Annotated in this window: 17 protein-coding genes; 9 read left to right on the plus strand and 8 right to left on the minus strand. The window is 72.0% G+C overall.

Features of this window, described 5'->3' with window-relative positions:
• Nucleotides 1-8 precede the first annotated feature (8 nt).
• Nucleotides 9-1,577, plus strand: coding sequence for a dolichyl-phosphate-mannose--protein mannosyltransferase (locus tag ACWEN0_RS03115; RefSeq protein WP_451968434.1), 1,569 nt, complete (start codon nucleotides 9-11; stop codon nucleotides 1,575-1,577).
• A 1-nt stretch (nucleotide 1,578) separates the two neighbouring features.
• Here ACWEN0_RS03115 and ACWEN0_RS03120 read toward each other — a convergent pair whose 3' ends face one another.
• On the minus strand, nucleotides 1,579-2,292 hold the full coding sequence (locus ACWEN0_RS03120; RefSeq protein WP_451969832.1) for an AraC family transcriptional regulator: 714 nt from the start codon (nucleotides 2,290-2,292) through the stop codon (nucleotides 1,579-1,581).
• Nucleotides 2,293-2,368: 76 nt separating this feature from the next.
• Between ACWEN0_RS03120 and ACWEN0_RS03125 the strand changes: the two genes are divergently transcribed.
• Entirely contained in the window at nucleotides 2,369-2,938 is a 570-nt protein-coding gene (locus ACWEN0_RS03125) for a class I SAM-dependent methyltransferase (protein ID WP_451968436.1), read from the plus strand.
• On the opposite strand, the gene ACWEN0_RS03130 is transcribed toward ACWEN0_RS03125, so the two are convergent.
• Nucleotides 2,935-4,674 carry a serine/threonine-protein kinase gene (locus tag ACWEN0_RS03130; RefSeq protein ID WP_451968438.1) on the minus strand — a complete coding sequence of 580 codons (1,740 nt, stop codon included), beginning with the start codon at nucleotides 4,672-4,674 and terminating at the stop codon, nucleotides 2,935-2,937. The two genes, ACWEN0_RS03125 and ACWEN0_RS03130, sit on opposite strands and share 4 nt — an antisense overlap.
• A gap of 185 nt (nucleotides 4,675-4,859) precedes the next feature.
• Between ACWEN0_RS03130 and ACWEN0_RS03135 the strand changes: the two genes are divergently transcribed.
• Both ACWEN0_RS03135 and ACWEN0_RS03140 read left to right on the plus strand, forming a co-directional pair.
• The gene (locus ACWEN0_RS03135) at nucleotides 4,860-6,731 is read left to right on the plus strand and encodes a propionyl-CoA synthetase (protein WP_451968440.1); all 1,872 of its coding nucleotides are present in this window, start codon (nucleotides 4,860-4,862) and stop codon (nucleotides 6,729-6,731) included.
• Nucleotides 6,732-6,797: 66 nt separating this feature from the next.
• Nucleotides 6,798-8,363, plus strand: coding sequence for a beta-N-acetylhexosaminidase (locus tag ACWEN0_RS03140; RefSeq protein WP_451968442.1), 1,566 nt, complete (start codon nucleotides 6,798-6,800; stop codon nucleotides 8,361-8,363).
• Here the strand turns inward: ACWEN0_RS03140 and ACWEN0_RS03145 are convergent, their stop codons facing one another.
• Together ACWEN0_RS03145 and ACWEN0_RS03150 are read right to left on the minus strand one after the other, a co-directional pair.
• The gene (locus tag ACWEN0_RS03145; RefSeq protein ID WP_451968444.1) at nucleotides 8,364-8,960 is read right to left on the minus strand and encodes a TetR/AcrR family transcriptional regulator; all 597 of its coding nucleotides are present in this window, start codon (nucleotides 8,958-8,960) and stop codon (nucleotides 8,364-8,366) included.
• Entirely contained in the window at nucleotides 8,950-9,633 is a 684-nt protein-coding gene (locus ACWEN0_RS03150) for an MOSC domain-containing protein (RefSeq protein WP_451968446.1), read from the minus strand. The genes ACWEN0_RS03145 and ACWEN0_RS03150 overlap by 11 nt, the downstream gene beginning before the upstream one ends.
• 55 nt (nucleotides 9,634-9,688) lie before the next feature.
• Between ACWEN0_RS03150 and ACWEN0_RS03155 the strand changes: the two genes are divergently transcribed.
• Nucleotides 9,689-11,041, plus strand: a complete 1,353-nt coding sequence (locus ACWEN0_RS03155; protein ID WP_451968448.1) for a M20 family metallopeptidase — start codon at nucleotides 9,689-9,691, stop codon at nucleotides 11,039-11,041.
• Here the strand turns inward: ACWEN0_RS03155 and ACWEN0_RS03160 are convergent.
• Together ACWEN0_RS03160 and exaC are read right to left on the minus strand one after the other, a co-directional pair.
• Nucleotides 11,010-11,378, minus strand: coding sequence for a DUF779 domain-containing protein (locus ACWEN0_RS03160; RefSeq protein WP_451968450.1), 369 nt, complete (start codon nucleotides 11,376-11,378; stop codon nucleotides 11,010-11,012). The genes ACWEN0_RS03155 and ACWEN0_RS03160 overlap by 32 nt on opposite strands.
• Nucleotides 11,378-12,901, minus strand: coding sequence for an acetaldehyde dehydrogenase ExaC (exaC, locus tag ACWEN0_RS03165; RefSeq protein ID WP_451968452.1), 1,524 nt, complete (start codon nucleotides 12,899-12,901; stop codon nucleotides 11,378-11,380). Before exaC ends, ACWEN0_RS03160 begins: the two co-directional genes overlap by 1 nt.
• A 112-nt stretch (nucleotides 12,902-13,013) precedes the next feature.
• Here exaC and ACWEN0_RS03170 point away from each other — a divergent pair, with 112 nt between their 5' ends.
• Entirely contained in the window at nucleotides 13,014-14,489 is a 1,476-nt protein-coding gene (locus tag ACWEN0_RS03170; protein WP_451968454.1) for a GAF domain-containing protein, read from the plus strand.
• Nucleotides 14,490-14,493: 4 nt separating this feature from the next.
• Here the strand turns inward: ACWEN0_RS03170 and ACWEN0_RS03175 are convergent, their stop codons facing one another.
• A complete protein-coding gene (locus ACWEN0_RS03175) occupies nucleotides 14,494-15,462 on the minus strand; it encodes an NAD(P)H-dependent oxidoreductase (protein WP_451968456.1) in 969 nt (322 codons plus the stop codon).
• 100 nt (nucleotides 15,463-15,562) lie between these two features.
• Here ACWEN0_RS03175 and sigJ point away from each other — a divergent pair, with 100 nt between their 5' ends.
• From sigJ to ACWEN0_RS03190, 3 genes are all read left to right on the plus strand, one after another.
• On the plus strand, nucleotides 15,563-16,429 hold the full coding sequence (sigJ, locus tag ACWEN0_RS03180; RefSeq protein WP_451968458.1) for an RNA polymerase sigma factor SigJ: 867 nt from the start codon (nucleotides 15,563-15,565) through the stop codon (nucleotides 16,427-16,429).
• 75 nt (nucleotides 16,430-16,504) lie between these two features.
• Nucleotides 16,505-17,302, plus strand: coding sequence for an SGNH/GDSL hydrolase family protein (locus ACWEN0_RS03185; protein ID WP_451968460.1), 798 nt, complete (start codon nucleotides 16,505-16,507; stop codon nucleotides 17,300-17,302).
• Nucleotides 17,281-17,853: a TetR/AcrR family transcriptional regulator gene (locus ACWEN0_RS03190; RefSeq protein WP_451968462.1), complete on the plus strand. Its 573-nt coding sequence runs from the start codon at nucleotides 17,281-17,283 to the stop codon at nucleotides 17,851-17,853. The genes ACWEN0_RS03185 and ACWEN0_RS03190 overlap by 22 nt, the downstream gene beginning before the upstream one ends.
• On the opposite strand, the gene ACWEN0_RS03195 is transcribed toward ACWEN0_RS03190, so the two are convergent.
• A complete protein-coding gene (locus tag ACWEN0_RS03195; protein ID WP_451968464.1) occupies nucleotides 17,835-18,812 on the minus strand; it encodes a GNAT family N-acetyltransferase in 978 nt (325 codons plus the stop codon). The two genes, ACWEN0_RS03190 and ACWEN0_RS03195, sit on opposite strands and share 19 nt — an antisense overlap.
• Nucleotides 18,813-18,854: the final 42 nt, after the last annotated feature.

Below are 18,854 nucleotides of genomic sequence, written 5' to 3' on the forward strand. Positions count from 1 at the left end.
TCGCCCCCGTGACCGCCGTGCTGACCCGTCCCGACGACGAAAGCGTCCGGCCGGACCCGGTCGAGGCGCTCCGGCCGCCGACCGACCGCGAAGCGACCCTGCTCGGCCGAGGCATGCCGACCGACCGGCTGCGCGGCTGGGTCGTCACGATCGTCCTGACCGTGATCGGCGGCATCGTCCGGCTGCAGAACCTCGGCGTGCCGACCGACAAGGGCAGCCCGGTCTTCGACGAGAAGCACTACGTGCCGCAGGCGTGGCAGATGCTGCGCAACGGCGGTTACGAGGACAACTACGGCTACGAGCTGGTCGTCCACCCGCCGCTGGCCAAGCAGCTGATCGCGATCGGCGAATGGCTGTTCGGCTACAACGGCTGGGGCTGGCGGATCGTGCCCGCGCTGGCCGGCACGCTGATGGTGCTGCTGACCGTCCGCGTCGCCCGCCGCCTGACGCGCTCGACGCTGCTCGGCGGCATCGCCGGCATCCTCGTGATCAGCGACGGCGTGCTGCACCTGCAGTCGCGCATGGGCATGCTCGACATCTTCATCGCGCTGTTCGTGCTGGCCGCGTTCGCCTGCCTGCTCGTCGACCGCGACCAGGTGCGCACCCGGCTCGCGACGGCGGTCCGCGAAGGCTGGGTCAACGAGTCCGAATGGGGCCCCAAGCTGGGCTTCCGCTGGTGGCGGTTCGCGACCGGGCTGATGATCGGGCTCACCTTCGGCGTCAAGTGGTCGGCGCTGTACTACATCGTCGCGTTCGGGCTGCTGTGCGTCGGCTTCGACGTCGCGGCGCGGCGCGCGGCCGGCGTCGAACGGCCATGGCTGGGCACGATCCGCCGGGACGTGCTGCCGGCGTTGTGGTCGATCCTGCTGATCCCGTTCCTGATGTACCTCGGCGCGTACTGGGCGTGGTTCGCCAGCGAAACGGCGACCGACCGGCACTACACCGAGATCAAGGACATCGCGCCCGGGATCTGGTCGTGGGTGCCGGCGTCGCTGCGGTCGCTCGGCGACTACACGGCGAACGTCCTGCACTTCCACGAAACGCTGGTCACGCCCAAGGACAACCCGCACCCGTGGGAGTCGAAACCCTGGACGTGGCCGATGGGCCTGCGCCCGATGCTCTACAGCTACGACGGCGACGTCACCGGCTGCGGCGAGTCCCGCTGCGTCAGCGCGACGATGCTGATCGGCACCCCGGCCATGTGGTGGCTGGCGATCCCGATGCTGGGCTGGGCGACGTGGCGTTCGTTCTTCCGCGCGGACTGGCGCTACGCGGCCGTGCTGGTGGGCTACCTCGGCGGGTACGTCTTCTGGTTCACCAACATCGACCGCCAGATGTACTTCTTCTACGCGACCCCGCTGGCCGCGTTCCTGGTGCTCGGGCTGACGTTGTGCCTGGGCCAGATCCTGGGCAGTGCCCGGCGCGGGTTCGAGAGACGCGGGACCGGTCTGCTCGTCGTCAGCCTGTACGTCGGGCTGGTGGTGGCGAACTTCGCCTGGCTGTGGCCGATCCTGAACGGCGTCGCGATCACGACCGGCCAGTGGGAGGCCGAGCGCTGGCTGCCCTCCTGGCGGTAGCTCAGCCGGCGAAGTACGCCCCCGGCGTGACCCCGACAGCACGCCGGAACGCCGCCACGAAAGCGCTTGCGGAGCTGTAGCCCACCCGGTGCGCCACGGTCTCCATCGCCGCGCCCTGGGCCAGCAACGGCAGCGCTGCCCGGAGCCGCACCTGGGTGCGCCACGTGCCGAACGGCATCCGGCACTCGCGCACGAAGATCCGGGCCAGCGTCCGCTCGGCCGCGCCGACGTCACGGCCCAGCTCCGCCAGGGTCCGCGGGTCGGCCGGGTTCGCCAGCACCGCCCGCTCGACGTCGCGGGCGCGCGGGTCGGCCGGGGACGGCACCACGATCGGGACCACGTCGAGCGGCTCCAGCAGGTCGAACGCCACCGCCTCGGCACGCAGGCGGGCCGCCGGGCCCACGCCGTCGCCGGTCAGGTACTCCAGGAGCTCGCGCAGCAGCGGCCGGACCGCCACCAGCCGCGGCTCGGGCCACGACACCGGGGACAGCGCCGGGTCCGCGTAGATGCCCCGCAGGGCGGCGCGGCCGAGGGCCCCGGTGCGGTGCCGGAGGCCGGCCGGGAGCCACAGGGCGCGCGTCGGCGGGAGCACCCAGCCCGCGTCGCCCGCCTTGACCGCGACGACCCCGCGGGCCGACCAGACCAGCTGGTGCACCGGGTGCTCGTGCCACGGGAACCAGGTGCCGGCGGGCAGGTCGACCTCGCCGAGGAGCATGGCCTGGCTGTTCGGCGACATGACTTGGCAGGCTATCGGCTACCGGCCACGCGCGCGCCGAAATAGCGTCGGACGCATGCCGATGAACCTGATCCACCGCAAGATCTGCAGCTCGGACAAGTGGGCGGCGACCGTCGAAGAGCGCCTGACCCCGTGGCTGGCGGGCCGTGACCTGGGCGACGACGTGCTCGAGATCGGACCCGGCTTCGGTGCCACCACGAAGGTGCTGCTCGGCGCCGTCCCGAAGCTGACCGTGCTGGAGATCGACCCCGCGTCGAGCGAGCTGCTGCGGGCGAAGTTCGGTGACCGCGCCGACGTCGTCGAGGGCAGCGGCGCCGAGATGCCCTTCGACGACGGCCGGTTCTCGGCGGTCGTCTGCTTCACGATGCTGCACCACGTGCCGACCCGGCGGCTGCAGGACGCGATCTTCGCCGAGGCCGCGCGGGTCCTGCGCCCGGGCGGCACGTACTGCGGCAGCGACGGCCAGCTCAACCTGAGGTTCCGCCTGCTGCACCTCGGCGACACGATGAACGTCGTCGACGCGGCGACGTTCCCGGCCCGCCTCGAGAAGGCGGGCTTCGAGCAGGTCGACGTCCGGCTGGAGCCGAAGCAGCTGGTGCTCTTCTCGGCGGTGAAGCCCGGCTAGCGGTGGTGCGGCTGGCGCGGAACGACGCGGGTGACCGGGCCGTCCGGCGACTTGCCCGCCCGCGACAGCCAGCCCTCGACCTCGCGGCGCACCGCGTTGAGCGTCGGACGACGGCGTGGCTCGGGGTCCAGCGACGCCGCCAGCAGCCGCGCGTGGGCGCTTCGCTGCGGCAGCCGCGACACCGGTTCGGCGCGGGCCGCGGCCATCAAGGCCGCCATGGGCGTCTCACGGGTTCCGCGCGGGGGCTGGCCGGACAGCGCGTAGCTGATCGTCGCCGCCAGCTGCCACGCGTCGGACGCCGGCGACGCCGCCGAGCCCATCGCCTGCTCCGGGGCCACGAAGTCCGGCGTGCCGATCATCATGCCGGTCGCCGTCATCTTCGAGTCGCCCTGGCTGCGGGCGATGCCGAAGTCGATCAGGTGGGCCAGGCCGCTCGGGTCGAGGATGACGTTCGACGGCTTGATGTCGCGGTGCAGCACGCCCTTCTCGTGCGCCGCGGCGAGCGCGCCCGCCATCGTCGCCCACAGCCGGCCCGCCGCGACGTCGTCGAGCGGGCCCTGGCCGTCGACCAGCTCGGCCAGCGGCCGGCCTTCGAGGTACTCCATGACCAGCGCGAGCCCGTCCGGCTCCTCGGCCAGGTCGTACACCTTGACGCAGTTCGGGTGGCTGACCACGGCCAGCGCGCGGGCCTCGCGCTGCATGCGCTCGGCGGTGTCGCGGTCCGGCGCGTGCGCGATCTTCAGCGCGACCGTGCGGTTCAGCTGGGTGTCGACGGCCTGCCAGACCGTGCCGAACCCGCCCGCGCCGAGCTGCTTGACGCGCCGGTAGCGGCTGCCGCCGGCGTTGCGCGAGCCGGGTGGCGGCGGGACCGGGCCGGGGGCCGCGGCCAGCGCCCCGGCCATCGGGGGCTCCGGCGCGGACGCCAGCGCCGTCTTCGGGTACGGCTTGTTGATCGGGGGCGGCGGAGGCGGCGGGGTCGGCCGCGGCTGGACCTGCGACGGCGGCGGCCGGTACGGCTCCTGCTCACGCCGCGGCGGGGCGTCCGAGCGGTTGATCACCGACCACGGCGGCGGCCCGACCATCGCGACCGGGATCAGCCCCAGCACGCTGAACGGCAGGAAGCCCAGCCAGAAGTGCAGCGCGGTGTTGGCCTCCATGCCGACGCTGAACACGATCATCGCGGCGAACGGGATCCAGAAGAACCGCGACGGCCACTTCGGGCCGCGGCGGAAGGCCGTGCGGCCCTGCAGCATGACGAACAGCAGCGAGCCGCCGAACAGCACGATGAAGGCGATCAGGTAGACGAAGAACGGGATTTCCTTCCCGCTCCGGGCGAAGAGCACGTCGTAGACGGTCTGGCCGCCGCCGAGGTACTCCTTCTGGTTGTCCACCCAGCAGCCGCCGGCGCTGTTCAGCGTCCCCAGCTCGGTCTTGGACAGGCCGGACTTCTCGCCCGTGAAGGCGGCGCGGTAGACGCCCGACACGCCGTTGGACAGCAGCCACGGCAGCACCAGCGTGCTGAGCAGGCCGATCACCCCGAAGACACCCAGCGTCGTCGCGTCGTAGCGGTTGCCGGTGCCCTTCCGGATGATCGACACGACCAGCGCGCCGATCGGCGGCAAGAGCGCTACGAGCGCGCCGGCCGCACTCGTGGCCCAGACCCAGTCGCCGGGGCAGAAGCCCGGGCCGAACAAGGAATGGGCTAGCGAGAGCAACGCGCTCGCGAGTCCGTTCACCGCCGGGCTCCCCTCACTGTCGGTGTTCTCTTCGTACCGCCTTGCGGCGTTTTCCCGCAGTCCAGCTTAGGACGCAGCCGGGCGCCGCGAGGTTGCCGGGTCTTCAGCCTGCCCGGAATCCGGCGAGCCCGCCGCCCCCGGGTCATGATGGGGTCGGCGAGACGTTCGACGCGAAGGAGCGGGGCATGGGCGCGTACTCCGAGGCCTACCGGCGGAGCCTGACCGAGCCGGACGTGTTCTGGCTGGCCGCGGCCGGGAAGATCAGCTGGACGAAGGCACCGGAACGGGCGCTCGACGACTCGAACCCGCCCTTCTACCGGTGGTTCCCGGACGCCGAGCTGAACACCTCGTACAACGCGCTCGACCGGCACGTCGAGGCCGGCCGCGGCGGCCAGGCCGCGTTGATCTGGGACTCGCCCGTGACCGGACGGCGCCGCGTTTACACCTACGAACAGCTCCGCGACGAGGTCGCGCGGTTCGCCGGTGCGCTCAGCTCCCTGGGCGTCACGAAGGGTGACCGCGTCATCGTCTACCTGCCGATGGTGCCCGAAGCCGCGATCGCGATGCTGGCCTGCGCGCGGATCGGCGCGGTGCACTCGGTGGTCTTCGGCGGCTTCGCGCCGAAGGAGCTGGCGGCGCGGATCGAGGACGCGAAACCCAAGGTCGTCCTGGCCGCGTCCTGCGGCATCGAGCCGACGCGCGTGGTCGAGTACAAGCCGATCATCGACGCCGCGCTGGGGATGACCGAGCACCAGCCGGAGCACGTCGTCGTGCTGCAGCGCGACCAGGCGCCGGCCGAACTGGGCGACCGCGACCTCGACTGGCACGAACTCGCCGAGGGCGCCACCCCGGCCGGCCCGGTCCCGGTCGCGGCCACCGACCCGCTGTACATCCTCTACACGTCCGGGACGACTGGGAAGCCGAAGGGCGTCGTGCGCGACACGGGTGGCCACGCCGTGGCGCTGGCCTATTCGATGGACGCGATCTACGACGTCCACGCGGGCGACACCTGGTGGACGGCCTCCGACGTCGGCTGGGTCGTCGGGCACTCCTACATCGTGTACGCGCCGCTGCTGGTCGGCGCGACGACCGTGCTGTACGAGGGCAAACCGGTCGGGACGCCGGACGCGGGCGCGTTCTGGCGGGTCATCGCCGAGCACGGCGTCCAGGCCCTGTTCACCGCGCCGACCGCGCTGCGGGCCATCAAGAAGGTCGACCCCGACGCGCGTGAGCTGGAGAAGTACGACCTCAAGGCATTCAAGACGCTCTTCATGGCCGGCGAGCGCCTCGACCCGGAGACCTACCACTGGGCGCACGAGAAGCTCGGCACGCCGGTGATCGACCACTGGTGGCAGACCGAGACCGGCTGGCCGATCGCGGCCAACCCGCGCGGCCTCGAGCCGATGGACGTCAAGGCCGGCTCGGCGACCAAGCCCGTCCCCGGCTGGGACGTCCGGATCCTCGACCAGGCCGGTGCGGAGCTGCCGGCCGGGCGCGAAGGCGCCATCACCGTGAAGCTGCCGCTTCCGCCGGGGTCGCTGACGACGCTGTGGGGCGACGACGAGCGCTACCGCCAGGCCTACCTCTCCCGCTACGACGGCTACTACCTCACCGGCGACTCCGGCTACGTCGACGAAGACGGCTACCTGTTCGTCATGGGCCGCACCGACGACGTCATCAACGTCGCCGGCCACCGGCTTTCGACGGGTTCGATGGAGGCCGTGCTGGCGTCGCACCCGGCCGTCGCCGAGTGCGCCGTCATCGGTGTCGCCGACCAGCTCAAGGGCCAGCTGCCCCGCGGGTTCGTCGTCCTGAAGGCGGGCCAGGACATCCCCGAGGAGCAGCTGCGCGACGAGCTCGTGGCCATGGTCCGCCGCGACATCGGCCCGGTCGCCGCGTTCCGCGACGTGTCCATTGTGGACGCTTTGCCGAAGACGCGGTCCGGGAAGATCCTGCGCAAGACCATGCGCGCGATCGCCGACGGCCGCGACGAGGCCGTGCCCTCGACGATCGAGGACCCGAGCGTGCTCGAAGCCATCCGGAAGGCCCTTCGTTAAGGACTGTTCCAAATGCCGCGGCTGGTCTGTACCTTTGGACGGGAGTCCCCGACCGGAGGTGCCCCGATGCGCTTGTCCAGAGCCGTCCTGACCGCAGCTGTCGTGAGTCTCACGGCAGCCGGCCTGCCCGCCTCGGCGGCGGCTGCCCCCGCCACCGCGGAACGCAGCGTGACCGACGTCGTCCCGGCGCCGGTCTCCGCCAAGGCCGACCCGAGAGGCGACTTCAAGCTGACGCCGTCGACCGTGATCGCCGCCGACCGCGGCGCCGGCCAGGTCGCGGACTACCTGCGCGGCCTGCTGCGCCCGGCCACCGGCTACCCGCTGCCGGTCGTGCCGCGCGCGGGCGGTGCGCCGGCGATTTCGCTGCGGCTCGGCCACGACCCCCGGATCGGCACCGAGGGTTACGAGCTCAAGGTCGCCCGCGACGGCGTCACGCTGACCGCCAACACCGCCGACGGCCTCTTCGACGGCGTCCAGTCGCTGCGGCAGCTGCTGCCGTCGGCGATCGACGCGAAGCGCGTCCAGCACCGGGCGTGGCCGGTTTCCGGCGGCACGATCCTCGACTACCCGCGCTTCGCCGAGCGCGGCGCGATGCTCGACGTCGCACGGCACTTCTTCAAGCCCGACCAGGTCAAGCGGTACGTCGACCAGATCGCCCAGTACAAGGTCAACACGCTGCACCTGCACCTGGCCGACGACCAGGGCTGGCGCATCGAGATCAAGAGCTGGCCGAAGCTGGCGACGGTCGGCGGCAGGACGGCCGTCGACGGCGACCCGGGCGGCTACTACACCCAGGCGCAGTACCAGGACATCGTCGCGTACGCGGCTTCGCGGCACATCACGGTGATCCCGGAGATCGACATGCCGGGCCACACGAACGCGGCCCAGTCGACGTACGCGGAGCTGAACTGCGACGGCAAGGCCGTCCCGGTCCGCACGGACACCGAGGTCGGCTACAGCTCGCTGTGCATCTCCTCGCCGGTCACGTACAAGTTCGTCGAGGACGTCGTGCGCGAACTGGCGGCCATCACCCCCGGCCCGTACCTGCACATCGGCGGCGACGAGGCGCACTCGACGCCGCCCGCGGACTACGTCGCGTTCGAGAAGAAAGTGCAGCCGATCGTCGCCAAGTACGGCAAGAAGGTCACCGGCTGGCACGAAATCGCGAAGTCGGACCCGCCCGCGTCGGCGGTCCCGCAGTACTGGGACTTCGGCGGCGACAACCCGAGCGTCGCGGCCGCCGCCGCGCGCGGCAGCAAGATCCTGATGTCGCCGGCGAACTTCGCGTACCTGGACATGAAGTACACCGAGCAGACGCCGCTGGGCCAGGACTGGGCCGCGCTGATCGAGGTTCGCGACGGCTACAACTGGGATCCCGCGTCGCTGGTCACCGGTGTCGGCGAGAGCCAGGTCGCGGGCGTCGAAGCGCCGCTGTGGACCGAGACGATCCGCACCAGCGCCGACATCGAGTACATGGCGTTCCCGCGCCTGCCGGGCATCGCGGAGATCGGCTGGTCCCCGAAGTCGACGCACAACTGGGACGCCTACCGCGCGCGGCTGGCCAAGCAGTCCCCGCGCTGGGCGGCCCAGGGCGTCAACTTCTACCGCAGCCCGCAGGTCGACTGGAAGTAGCTACGAGGCGGCCAGGCGCGCCCGGATCGCGCGCCTGGCCAGTTCGTACGCCTCGGTGCCGCCGTTGAGGACGGCGTCCGCGTTGGCCGCGCGGCCCAGCGCGTGCAGCTCGAAGGCCAGGACTTCGGCGTCGGTGCCGAGGTGGCCCAAGGCGACGGCCTCGTGGCAGGACTCGCGGATGAAAGCGGCGAACGACCCGCTCGCCGCCGCCACCGCGTCGTGGACCCGGCCCGGGTGCGCATCGAACTCCGCTCCGACGTTGAAGAAGAAACACCCACCCGGGAACACCCGCTTTTCCGAGTAGTCCAGCCAGTTCTCGCAGATCGCCCGCAGCCGCGGCAACCCCGGGCCGACGTCGGCAGAGGGCGTGACGACGTGCGAGCGGAAGATCTCCAGGGCGGCTTCGATCGTCGCCAGCTGGAGGTCCTCCTTCGAGCCGAACAGGGCGAAGACACCGCTCTTGCTCAGCTCCAGCTCGGTGGCGAGCCGGCCGAGGGAGAGCCCCTCCAGGCCGTCGACCGACGCGACGTCCACCGCCCGGCGCAGCACCAGGCGGCGGGTCGCGTCGCCGCGGGCGAGGCGGCCGTCAGCCGGCACGCCGGGCCCGCCAGCGGTCCACAGTGGACTGGACGCCCACGCTCCACGACGGCGACAGCGCCGGGGTCGCCAGGATGCGGTCGGCGAGGTCCAGCGCCGCCTCCACGCGCTCCGGCGGCAGCTGGCCGTAGTTCGCGAAGGAGATCACGTACACCTCGGCGATCGTCGGCGCGTCCGCGCGCTCGACCAGCTCGATCGCGCCCGAAGTCGGCACCGTGCCCGGCCGCAGCACGCGCAGGTACCAGCCGCTGCGGCCGGAGTCGATCATCAGCGGCGTGACGTCCTTGCGGCCGGTCTTCATCGCGAGCTTGAAGCACGGCGACCGCGGCTGCGAGACCTGGACGAGCGCGTCGCCCCAGGACCAGACGTCGCCGATCCGCACGTCGTCCTCGGTGACGCCGCTCAGCGAGACGTTCTCCCCGAAGTCGGCGACCGCCACGGACAGCCCGTCTTCGCGCCAGGCCGCGTAGTGCTCGGCCGGGTAGACGTAGACCGCTTTGTCGACCCCGCCGTGCACGGTCAGGTCGGCCTGCCGGTCGCCGTCGAGGTTCAGCTCGGTCAGCTTCAGTTCCGGCGCGGCGACCCGAGCCTTCGTGATCGCGCTCAGCACCGGCAGTTCGCGCCGGTGACCCAGGACGCTCGGTTCCCCCACGTAAACGCTGTCGACGTTCATGCGGCCGAATATAGCACGACCGTTCGTATACTTTTCCTCCTTTAAGGTGGCGAGCATGGAGCTGCTCGACCAGGCCCGCGCCCACGTCGACTCGGGCGCGTTCTACGCCGAACTCGCCCGGCTGGTCGCCTACCCCACGGTGAGCGACGCCCCCGAGGGCCGCGTCACGATCCAGGCGTACTTCGACGAAGTCCTCACGCCCGCCTTGACCGGGCTGGGCTGCGACGTCACGCAGCACGCCAACCCGGACCGGGCGGGCGGCCCGTTCCTGGTCGGGGTCCGCACCGAAGGAGCGGACCTGCCGACACTGCTCTGCTACGGCCACGCCGACGTCGTCGGAGAGGCCGGCGAATGGGGCGAAGGCCGTGATCCGTGGACGCTGACCGCCGAGGGCGACCACTGGTACGGCCGCGGCACCGCCGACAACAAGGGCCAGCACCTGATCAACCTGACGGCGTTGCGGCTGGTCCTCGAAGCGCGCGGAAAGCTCGGCTTCAACCTCAAGTTCCTCTTCGAAACCGGCGAGGAGATCGGCTCACCGGGGCTCACGGAGTTCGCCGAGCAGGAGAAGGACCTCCTGAAGGCGGACGTCCTCATCGCCTCCGACGGCCCGCGCCTCGACGCCGCGACCCCGACGTTGTTCCTCGGCGCGCGCGGCGGCATCCGGATCGACCTGGACGTCGACCTCCGCCCCGGCGGCGCCCACTCCGGCAACTGGGGCGGCATCCTGCGCAACCCGGCCACGACGCTGGCCGCCGCGATCGCGAGCCTGGTCGACGGCCACGGCCGCATCCGGGTCCCCGGGCTGCTGCCGCCGGAACTGCCGGACTCCGTGCGCGCCGCGCTGGCCGACGTGGTCGTCGACGCGGACGAAGGCTGGGGCGACCCGCGACTGAGCCCCGCCGAGCGGCTCTACGGCTGGAACACCCTGGAGGTGCTGGCCCTCGACGCCGGGAACGCCGACCGCCCGGTCAACGCCATCCCCGGCCGCGCCCGCGCGGTGCTGCAGCTGCGGTACTTCGCGGGCACCGACGTCGGCGACGTCACCGAGACGATCGAGGAACACCTTGCGGCGCAAGGATTCCCGATGGTGTCTGTGACCACGGACAGCAGCTTCCGCGCCAGCCGCACCCCGGTGGACGACCCGTGGGTGACCTGGGCCCGCGAAGCACTGGCCAAAGCCGGAAAGCCGGTGGCCCTGCTGCCCAGCTTCGGCGGCGGCCTGCCCAACCACGTCTTCACCGACGTGCTCGGCCTGGCCACGCTCTGGCTGCCGCACTCCTACCCGGGCTGCAAGCAGCACGCGCCGGACGAGCACCTGCTCTCCCCGGTTGCCCGGGAAGGGCTGGTGCTCGCCACGGCGTTGTTCGGCTCCCTCAGTTCAGCGCCGCCGACTCTTCGTCGGTGAGCAGCCGCGAACGGATCAGGAAACGCACGCCTTCGGGCGCCTCCAAGGAAAACCCGCTGCCGCGGCCGGGCACGACATCGATCGTCAGGTGCGTGTGCTTCCAGTACTCGAACTGCGGACCGGACATCCACACCGGCACGTCCTCGATCCCCTCGACCTCGAGCGAACCGAGGTTGACGTCCGAAGCACCGGTCTTGAACTCGCCGAGCGGGTAGCACATCGGGGCACTGCCGTCGCAGCACCCGCCGGACTGGTGGAACATCACCGGCCCGTGGAGTGACACCAACTGCCGCAGGAGATCCGCGGCAGCCGGTGTCAAGTCGACCCTCTGTGTCATCAGAAGAACCCGAGCGCCTGGTCGGAGTAGGAGACCAGCATGTTCTTCGTCTGCTGGTAGTGGTCCAGCATCATCTTGTGGTTCTCGCGGCCGATCCCGGACGCCTTGTAGCCGCCGAACGCCGCGTGCGCCGGGTAGGCGTGGTAGTTGTTCACCCAGACGCGGCCCGCCTGGATGTCACGCCCGGCGCGGTAGGCGGTGTTGCCGTCGCGGGACCAGACGCCGGCGCCGAGGCCGTACAGCGTGTCGTTGGCGATCTTGATGGCGTCGGCGTAGTCGTCGAACTTCGCCACCGACACGACCGGGCCGAAGATCTCCTCCTGGAAGACGCGCATCTTGTTGTCGCCCGCGAACACCGTCGGCTCGACGTAGTAGCCGCCGGACAGCTCGCCGCCGAGGTCGCTGCGCACGCCACCGGTGAGGATCTCGGCGCCTTCCTGCTTGCCGATGTCGATGTAGGACAGGATCTTCTCGAGCTGGTCGTTCGAGGCCTGCGCGCCGATCATCGTCTCGGTGTCGAGCGGGTGGCCCTGCTTGATCTTGCGGACGCGCTCGACGCCGTCACCGAGGAACCGGTCGTAGATGCCCGACTGGATCAGCGCCCGCGACGGGCAGGTGCAGACCTCGCCCTGGTTCAGCGCGAAGAGCGCAAAGCCTTCCTGCGCCTTGTTGTAGAAGTCGTCGTTCTGCGCGGCGACGTCGTCGAAGAAGATGTTCGGGCTCTTGCCGCCCAGCTCGACGGTCACCGGGATGATGTTCTCGCTGGCGTACTGCAGGATCAGCCGCCCGGTGGTGGTCTCGCCGGTGAAGGCGACCTTGCGGACGCGGTTGCTGGAGGCCAGCGGCTTGCCGGCCTCGACGCCGAAGCCGTTGACGATGTTGACCACGCCCGGCGGGATCAGGTCGCCGATGATCGAGAACAGCAGGTGGATCGACGCCGGCGTCTGCTCGGCGGGCTTGAGCACGATCGCGTTGCCCGCGGCGAGCGCCGGGGCGAGCTTCCAGACCGCCATCAGGATCGGGAAGTTCCACGGGATGATCTGCGCGACCACGCCGAGCGGCTCGTGGAAGTGGTAGGCGACGGTGTTCTCGTCGACCTGGGAGATGCCGCCCTCCTGGGCGCGCAGCGCGCCGGCGAAGTAGCGGAAGTGGTCGATGGCCAGCGGGATGTCGGCGGCGAGGGTCTCGCGGACCGCCTTGCCGTTCTCCCACGCCTCGGCGACCGCGATGGCCTCGAGGTTCTGCTCCATCCGGTCGGCGATCTTGAGCAGGATGTTCGCGCGTTCCTCGGCGGAGGTGCGGCCCCACGCCGGCGCGGCGCCGTGGGCGGCGTCGAGCGCCTTCTCGACGTCCTGGGCGTTACCCCGGGCGATCTCGCAGAACGTCTTCCCGGTGACGGGAGTCGGGTTCTCGAAGTACTGGCCGCTCGCGGGCGGTACGTATTCGCCGCCGATGTAGTGGTCGTAGCGCGATTCGTAGCTGACGACACTGCCTTCGGTGTTCGGTGCGGCGTACTGGACCATCTTCCCTGCCTCGTTGCTCGGAGTGACGGTTGGGCTGATGGCGGCGAAGTTAGGCGGGGCAACGTTGCACGCGCGTTGCAACGCTGTGAGCTGGCTCTCTACGCTGGAGGACGTGGCAGAGGCGCCCGAACCGGAGCTGCTGCGCGACCCCGAGTCGTACGCGCGGCTGCTGGAGCACGTCCGCGAGGCGGTGCTCCAGGGCGTTCCCGGCCCCCGGCCGCCACGCTCCGTGGTCTCCGACTCCTGGAACCGCTCGCTCGCGGCCCGCGTCGACCCGGACGAGGGCGAAGCCCCGTTCGTGTACTCGCAGGGCGACCTCCCTTCGCTGCGCGAAGCCCATCCGCTGGCCCCGGTCCTGCCGGTGCTGCGGCAGATGCTGGTGACGATCGCCGACGACGCCGAGCACGTGATGATCGTGACCGACGCGGACGGCCTCATCCTGTGGCGCGAGGGCGAGACAGCCCAGTTGTTGCGGGGCGACAGCGTCGGTCTCGTCGAAGGCACCCAGTGGAGCGAAGCAGCGATCGGCACGAACGCCATGGGCACGGCGCTCGCGACCGGCGAGCCGGTGCAGATCTACTCGGCCGAGCACCTGGTCCGCCGCTACCACACGTGGACGTGCGCGGCGGCGCCCGTGCGCGACCCCGAAACCGGCCTGCTGCTCGGCTCGATCGACGTCAGCGGGCCGCTGCGCACGGTCCACCCGGCGATGCTTTCCCTGGTCACCGCGACGGCCCAGCTCGCGGAGGGCCAGTTGCGCGCCCACCTCGCGGTCCGCGACGAGCGCCTGCGCCGGGTCAACATGCCGCACCTGGAGGCGTTGCGCGGCCGGCCGGGCGCGCTGCTCTCGGCCGGCGGCCGGGTGCTGGCCGCCCAGGCGTGCCTTCTCCCGTCCACAGTGGACATCCGGCGCGGCGGCGGGACGGTCGCCCTGCCGGACGGCCGCCTCGCCACCGTCGAGCCCCTCGACGAGGGCTACCTGCTGCGCCTGCGCTCGGGCGGCGGCACCGGCCACCGTTCCCGGCTGCGCCTGGAATACCTGACCGACGGCGCCCACTCGACCACTGTGGACGGTCGCGAAGTCCCCATCACGTTGCGGCACGCCGAGATCCTGACGCTCCTGGCACTGCACCCGAGCGGCCTTTCGGCGGAGCGGCTGGCGTTGCAGCTCTACGGCGAGACCGGCAACCCGGTGACGGTCCGCGCCGAGATCCACCGCCTGCGGTCCCAGCTGGGCGCGTCGGTCGTGCAGACGCGCCCCTACCGGCTGGCGGCGGAGGTCGACGCGGACTTCGTCCGGGCCCGCGCCGCGCTGCGGTCCGGCACCCCGGCCGGCGTCCTGCGCGACTTCCGCGGCGCGCTGCTGCCGGAGTCGGAAGCACCCGCGATCCGCGAGGAGCGGGAAACGCTGACCGCGCAAGTACGTCAGGTGGCGTTGAACAGCGGCGACCCGGCCGTGCTGTGGTCGTTCTGGGAGACGGCGTGCGGGGTCGACGACTTCGCCGTGCTGGACGCACTGCTGGCCACGCTCCCACGGTCCGACCCGCGGCGCGCCGCCGTCGCGGCCCACCGCGCGCGGCTCGCCTGACGCGTCACGGCTCCAGGTCGGTGACCCCCTTGCCGGTCGCCATGTCGAACGGCACCGACGCCTGGTCGTGGACGATCACCCAGTCGCCCCCGGCCTTCCGGAAGACGAAGGTGGCCCGCACCCACATGCCCTCCACCGCCGTCCCGTCGCGCAGGGTGCCGCTGACCCGGCCGAAGCCGTGCCCGACGGCCAGGTCCGCGCCCACGGTGACGGTCAGGTCGCGGACCTCGTAGTCCACCTTTTCGAACAAGGTGAACACCTTCGCCCAGTTCGCGAGCTTCGCGTCGATCCCGACGTGCTGCAGCGGCGGCTCGACGTCGAACGACACGACGTCCGGCGCGTAGATCCGCCTGAGGCCGTCGAGGTCCTTCGCCCGGAGCGACTCGACGACCCCGTCGATCCGGGCCCGGATCTCCTCTTCGCTCCCCCGCGTCGAGGCGAGCGCGGTGCTCCACCGGACGACGTGGTCCAGCAGCGTGGCCAGCGCGGCGACGTTGTGTTCGCCCGGCTTGAAGACCTCGCCCTCGAACTCGGTGGCCAGGGGCAGCGTGACCTGCGGGGCGACATCGGCCACCTGCAGCGCGCCGCAGACCAGCCGCAGCTGCTCGACCGCGCGGGCCCCGCCGACGCCGCCGTACGAGACGAACCCCGCCGCCTTGTCGTTCCACTCGAAGTACACGGTGTCCATGGCGTTCTTGAGCACACCCGGCGCGGAGTGGTTGTACTCCGGCGTCACCAGCACGAAGCCGTCGAACGAGGCGAGCACGGCCGCCCACGCCCGGGTGTGCTCGTGGCGGTGGCCCGCCGGCGCCATCGGCGGCTCGTCGAGGTGCGGCAGCGGGTGGTCGCGCAGGTCCACGAGCTCGAACTCGGCGTCCGTGCGCCGGCTCGCCAGCTCGTGGACCCACCGCGCGACCTGGTCCCCCCGGCGGCCCGGGCGGGTGCTGCCGAGCACGATTCCGATCCTGATCATGGTTCTCCCCTGGTCGAATGCGTCCTACGACGGGTACGACGAAACGGCCCGCCGGAACGTCAGGCCTGACGTTCGGGGACGCTGTGCCGTCGGAGGAGTCATGACGAAACCACCGGAGCCGGTCGTCGGGGAACGACGTCACCTGGTCAACCTCGCCTACCGGCTGCTCGGCTCGCTGGCCGAAGCCGAGGACGCCGTCCAGGAGGCCTACGCGCGCTGGTACGCGCTGCCGCGGGCGCAGCAGACGGCGATCGCGTCACCCGGCGCGTGGCTGACGACGGTCACCAGCCGCATCTGCCTCGACCTGCTCGGCTCGGCGCGGGTCCGGCGCGAGCGCTACGTGGGCGAGTGGATCCCGGAGCCGGTGCCCGACCAGGCCGGCGACCCCGCCGACCGGATCACCCTCGACGAGTCGGTCAGCATGGCGTTCCTGGTGGCGCTCGAAGCGATGACCCCGGCCCAGCGCGTCGCCCTCGTCCTGCACGACGTGTTCCGCTACTCGTTCGCCGAGGTCGCGGAGATCACCGGCCGCACCCCGGCGGCGTGCCGCGAGCTGGCCTCGGCGGCCCGCCGCCGCATCCGCACGGCCCGGCCGCCGACGGTGGCGGCGCAGGCCGACCTGGTGCGCACGTTCAAGGAGGCCTGGGAAGCCGCGGACATCGACGCGCTGGTCGCCCTGCTGGACCCGTCGGCCACGTTCACCGCGGACGGCGGCGGCCAGGTCCTGGCGGCGCTGGAGCCGATCACGGGCGGCACCCTGATCGCGAGCTTCCTCGCCGAGCTCGCGGGTCGGCCGGGCGAGCCCATGACGCTGGTGGAGCGCCTGGTCAACGGCCGGCCCGGCCTGGTCATCCAGCGCGGCGGCGAACTCGCGGCGGTGTACGCGTTCGACGTCGCCGAGGGACGGATCACGCACATCTGGGCCGTGCGCAACCCCGACAAGCTCCGCTCGTGGACCGCCGGGTGAACCCGAAGTAGACACCGTCTACAGATGTTTGATAGACAGTGTCCGGAAGGTGAACCACGGGTTACGGAGATCGGAATGAACTACCACCGTTTCGTCGTCGTCGGCGACAGCTGCGCCGAGGGCCTCGACGACCCGTACCCGGACCAGCGCGCCTACCGGGGCTGGGCCGACTTCGTCGCCGCCCGGCTCGCCCGGGACGAGCCCGGGTTCCGCTACGCCAACCTGGCCGTCCGGGGGCGGCGGCTCGACCAGATCGTGCCCGAGCAGATCCCCGCGGCGACCCGGCTCGAACCCGACCTCGTCGCCCTCTTCGGCGGCGGCAACGACGTCATGTCCCGCGGCTGGGACGAGCGGACCGTCGCCCGCCGGGTCGACGCCGCCGTCCGCGCCTGCACCGAGATCTCGCCCGTCGTCGTCACCTTCACCCTCAGCGACGTCTCCCACCGGATGCCGCTCGGCCGGCGGATGCGGCCGCGGATCGTCGCGCTCAACGAGGCCATCCGCGAAGCCGCCGTCAGCTACGGCGCGCTGCTCATCGACCTGTGGCCCGACCAGGCCGTCGCCGACTCGCGGTACTTCGGCGCCGACCGGCTCCACCTGTCCGCGCACGGCCACCGCAGGCTCGCCGCCTACGTCCTGGGCCGGCTCGGCCTGGACCCGGACCCCGAGTGGCTCGCGCCGCTTCCCGGCGTCGCGGCCCCGGGCAGCTGGCGCGCCGACCTCTCCTGGCTGCTGCGCGAAGTGCTGCCGGTCGCCGTCTCGCGCACGCGCAACCGCCTGATCGGCCGCCAGCCCGGTGACGGCTTCTTCCCGAAGCGCCCGGACCTGCTGCCCATGACCCGGGACGACGCGTGGGCACCCGGCAACGCCTGATCACGACGGCCTCGGAGCTGCTCGCCGAAGAAGGCGTCGGCGCGGTCACGCTGCGCGGGATCGCCAAGGCGGCCGGTGTTTCGCACGGCGCACCGCTGCGGCACTTCTCCGGCCGCGCCGAACTGCTGTCCGCCGTCGCGACGCGCGGGTACGCCGAGCTGCTCGCGCGCCGGGACACATTGCCGGAGACGTCGCCGCGAGAGCGCCTGACCGCCGCCTGCCACAGCTACCTCGACTTCGCGCTGACCAACCCGGCGATGTTCGAGCTGATGTTCCGCCACGACCTGATCGACGCGGCCGACCCGGCGCTTTCGGCGGCGGCGAGCGCGGTGTTCGACACCTTCGCCCTGCTGGTGGCGGCGGTGCCGACGCCGCTCGCGCGGTCGGGCGCCGACCTGCGGCTGGTCGCCGCGTCCCTGTGGGCGGCCCTGCACGGCCTCGCGCAGCTGTGGCTGTGGGGCGGGCTGGCCGGGGCCAGCTTCGCACCGTCGCCGGAGTCGGCGCTGGCCGTCACGATCGACGCGTACCTCGGTCAGCCGACGTCCCGCTGAACCGCGATCATGGCCGGCAGCTCGGTGTAGCCGACCTCGCGGTTGACCCGGATCATGTGCGCGTTCTCCGCACCGGTGGTGGTGCTGATCCAGCGCAGCGCGGGTCGTTCGGCGAGCAACGAGCGCAGCATGCCCGCCTTCACGCAGCGACCGAGACCGCGTCCGCGGTGCGCGGCCACCACGGCGGTGTCCCGCTGGTAGCCCCAGTCCGGCCGGCGTGGGTGCACGCACAGTTCGGTGAGCCCGGCGACGGTCCCGGTCTCCTCGTGGATCGCGACGACGACGTGCTGCACCAATCCCTGCGACCGCGCCTCGGCTTCGGCGGCGCGGACCCGCTCCGCCGTCCACTCGGGCCAGCGGTAGCCCGAGCCCCCGAGCGGCGCGTCGTGGATCGCACCCCGCGCGACGGCGTAGGAGCCGAGCACGTCTTCGGGAGCGGCACCCGTCCAGCCGCGCAGCCGGTACCCCGCCGGGACCGGCACGGCCCAGCGCGACGGGTCGGCGTCGGCGACGACCAACGCCTGACGCACGATCGTGCGCACCTGCCGGAAGCCCCGCGCGCCGGCCCACCGCTCGCCGGCCGACCCGGCGACGACCTGCCACCCTTCGACGCTCCGGCGGCCGCGGGCCCGCAGTTCCGGCAGCACCGCGCGCAGCAGCGCGGTGCCGGTTCCCGAGCGCCGCGCGGCCGGGTGCACGACGATGTCGGTCAGCCCGATCCCGCTGTTCTCGGCGTCCGGGAAGTGCGCCTCGGCGAACGCGACCAGCTCGTCCCCGCGGCGGGCCACCCAGTGCGCCGCCGGTCCCAGGCCCGGCAGCGGCCGGGCCAGCCGCCCGGCCAGTTCCGCGAACGGGAGCGGTGGTTCGCCCGGCCGGTCGGCGGCCTGGCTCGCCACCAGCACGGCGTGGTACCCGGCGAGGTCGCCGGACGCCGGGTCGAAGCGCTCGATGGTCACCATGCCTCCAGTGTGCCGATGGCGCGACACGCCCCACCCGGTGCA

This window comes from Amycolatopsis sp. NPDC004378 (genome assembly GCF_053602455.1).

Bases quoted from the DNA above. Each gene is read 5' to 3' on its own strand.
- ACWEN0_RS03150 (WP_451968446.1), bottom strand. From the start codon at position 9,633: ATGAACGTCGACAGCGTTTACGTGGGGGAACCGAGCGTCCTGGGTCAC.
- ACWEN0_RS03175 (WP_451968456.1), bottom strand. From the start codon at position 15,462: ATGATCAGGATCGGAATCGTGCTCGGCAGCACCCGCCCGGGCCGCCGG.
- ACWEN0_RS03155 (WP_451968448.1), top strand. From the start codon at position 9,689: ATGGAGCTGCTCGACCAGGCCCGCGCCCACGTCGACTCGGGCGCGTTC.
- ACWEN0_RS03140 (WP_451968442.1), top strand. From the start codon at position 6,798: ATGCGCTTGTCCAGAGCCGTCCTGACCGCAGCTGTCGTGAGTCTCACG.
- ACWEN0_RS03195 (WP_451968464.1), bottom strand. From the start codon at position 18,812: ATGGTGACCATCGAGCGCTTCGACCCGGCGTCCGGCGACCTCGCCGGG.
- ACWEN0_RS03125 (WP_451968436.1), top strand. From the start codon at position 2,369: ATGCCGATGAACCTGATCCACCGCAAGATCTGCAGCTCGGACAAGTGG.
- ACWEN0_RS03135 (WP_451968440.1), top strand. From the start codon at position 4,860: ATGGGCGCGTACTCCGAGGCCTACCGGCGGAGCCTGACCGAGCCGGAC.
- ACWEN0_RS03120 (WP_451969832.1), bottom strand. From the start codon at position 2,292: ATGCTCCTCGGCGAGGTCGACCTGCCCGCCGGCACCTGGTTCCCGTGG.
- exaC (WP_451968452.1), bottom strand. From the start codon at position 12,901: ATGGTCCAGTACGCCGCACCGAACACCGAAGGCAGTGTCGTCAGCTAC.
- sigJ (WP_451968458.1), top strand. From the start codon at position 15,563: ATGACGAAACCACCGGAGCCGGTCGTCGGGGAACGACGTCACCTGGTC.
- ACWEN0_RS03185 (WP_451968460.1), top strand. From the start codon at position 16,505: ATGAACTACCACCGTTTCGTCGTCGTCGGCGACAGCTGCGCCGAGGGC.
- ACWEN0_RS03160 (WP_451968450.1), bottom strand. From the start codon at position 11,378: ATGACACAGAGGGTCGACTTGACACCGGCTGCCGCGGATCTCCTGCGG.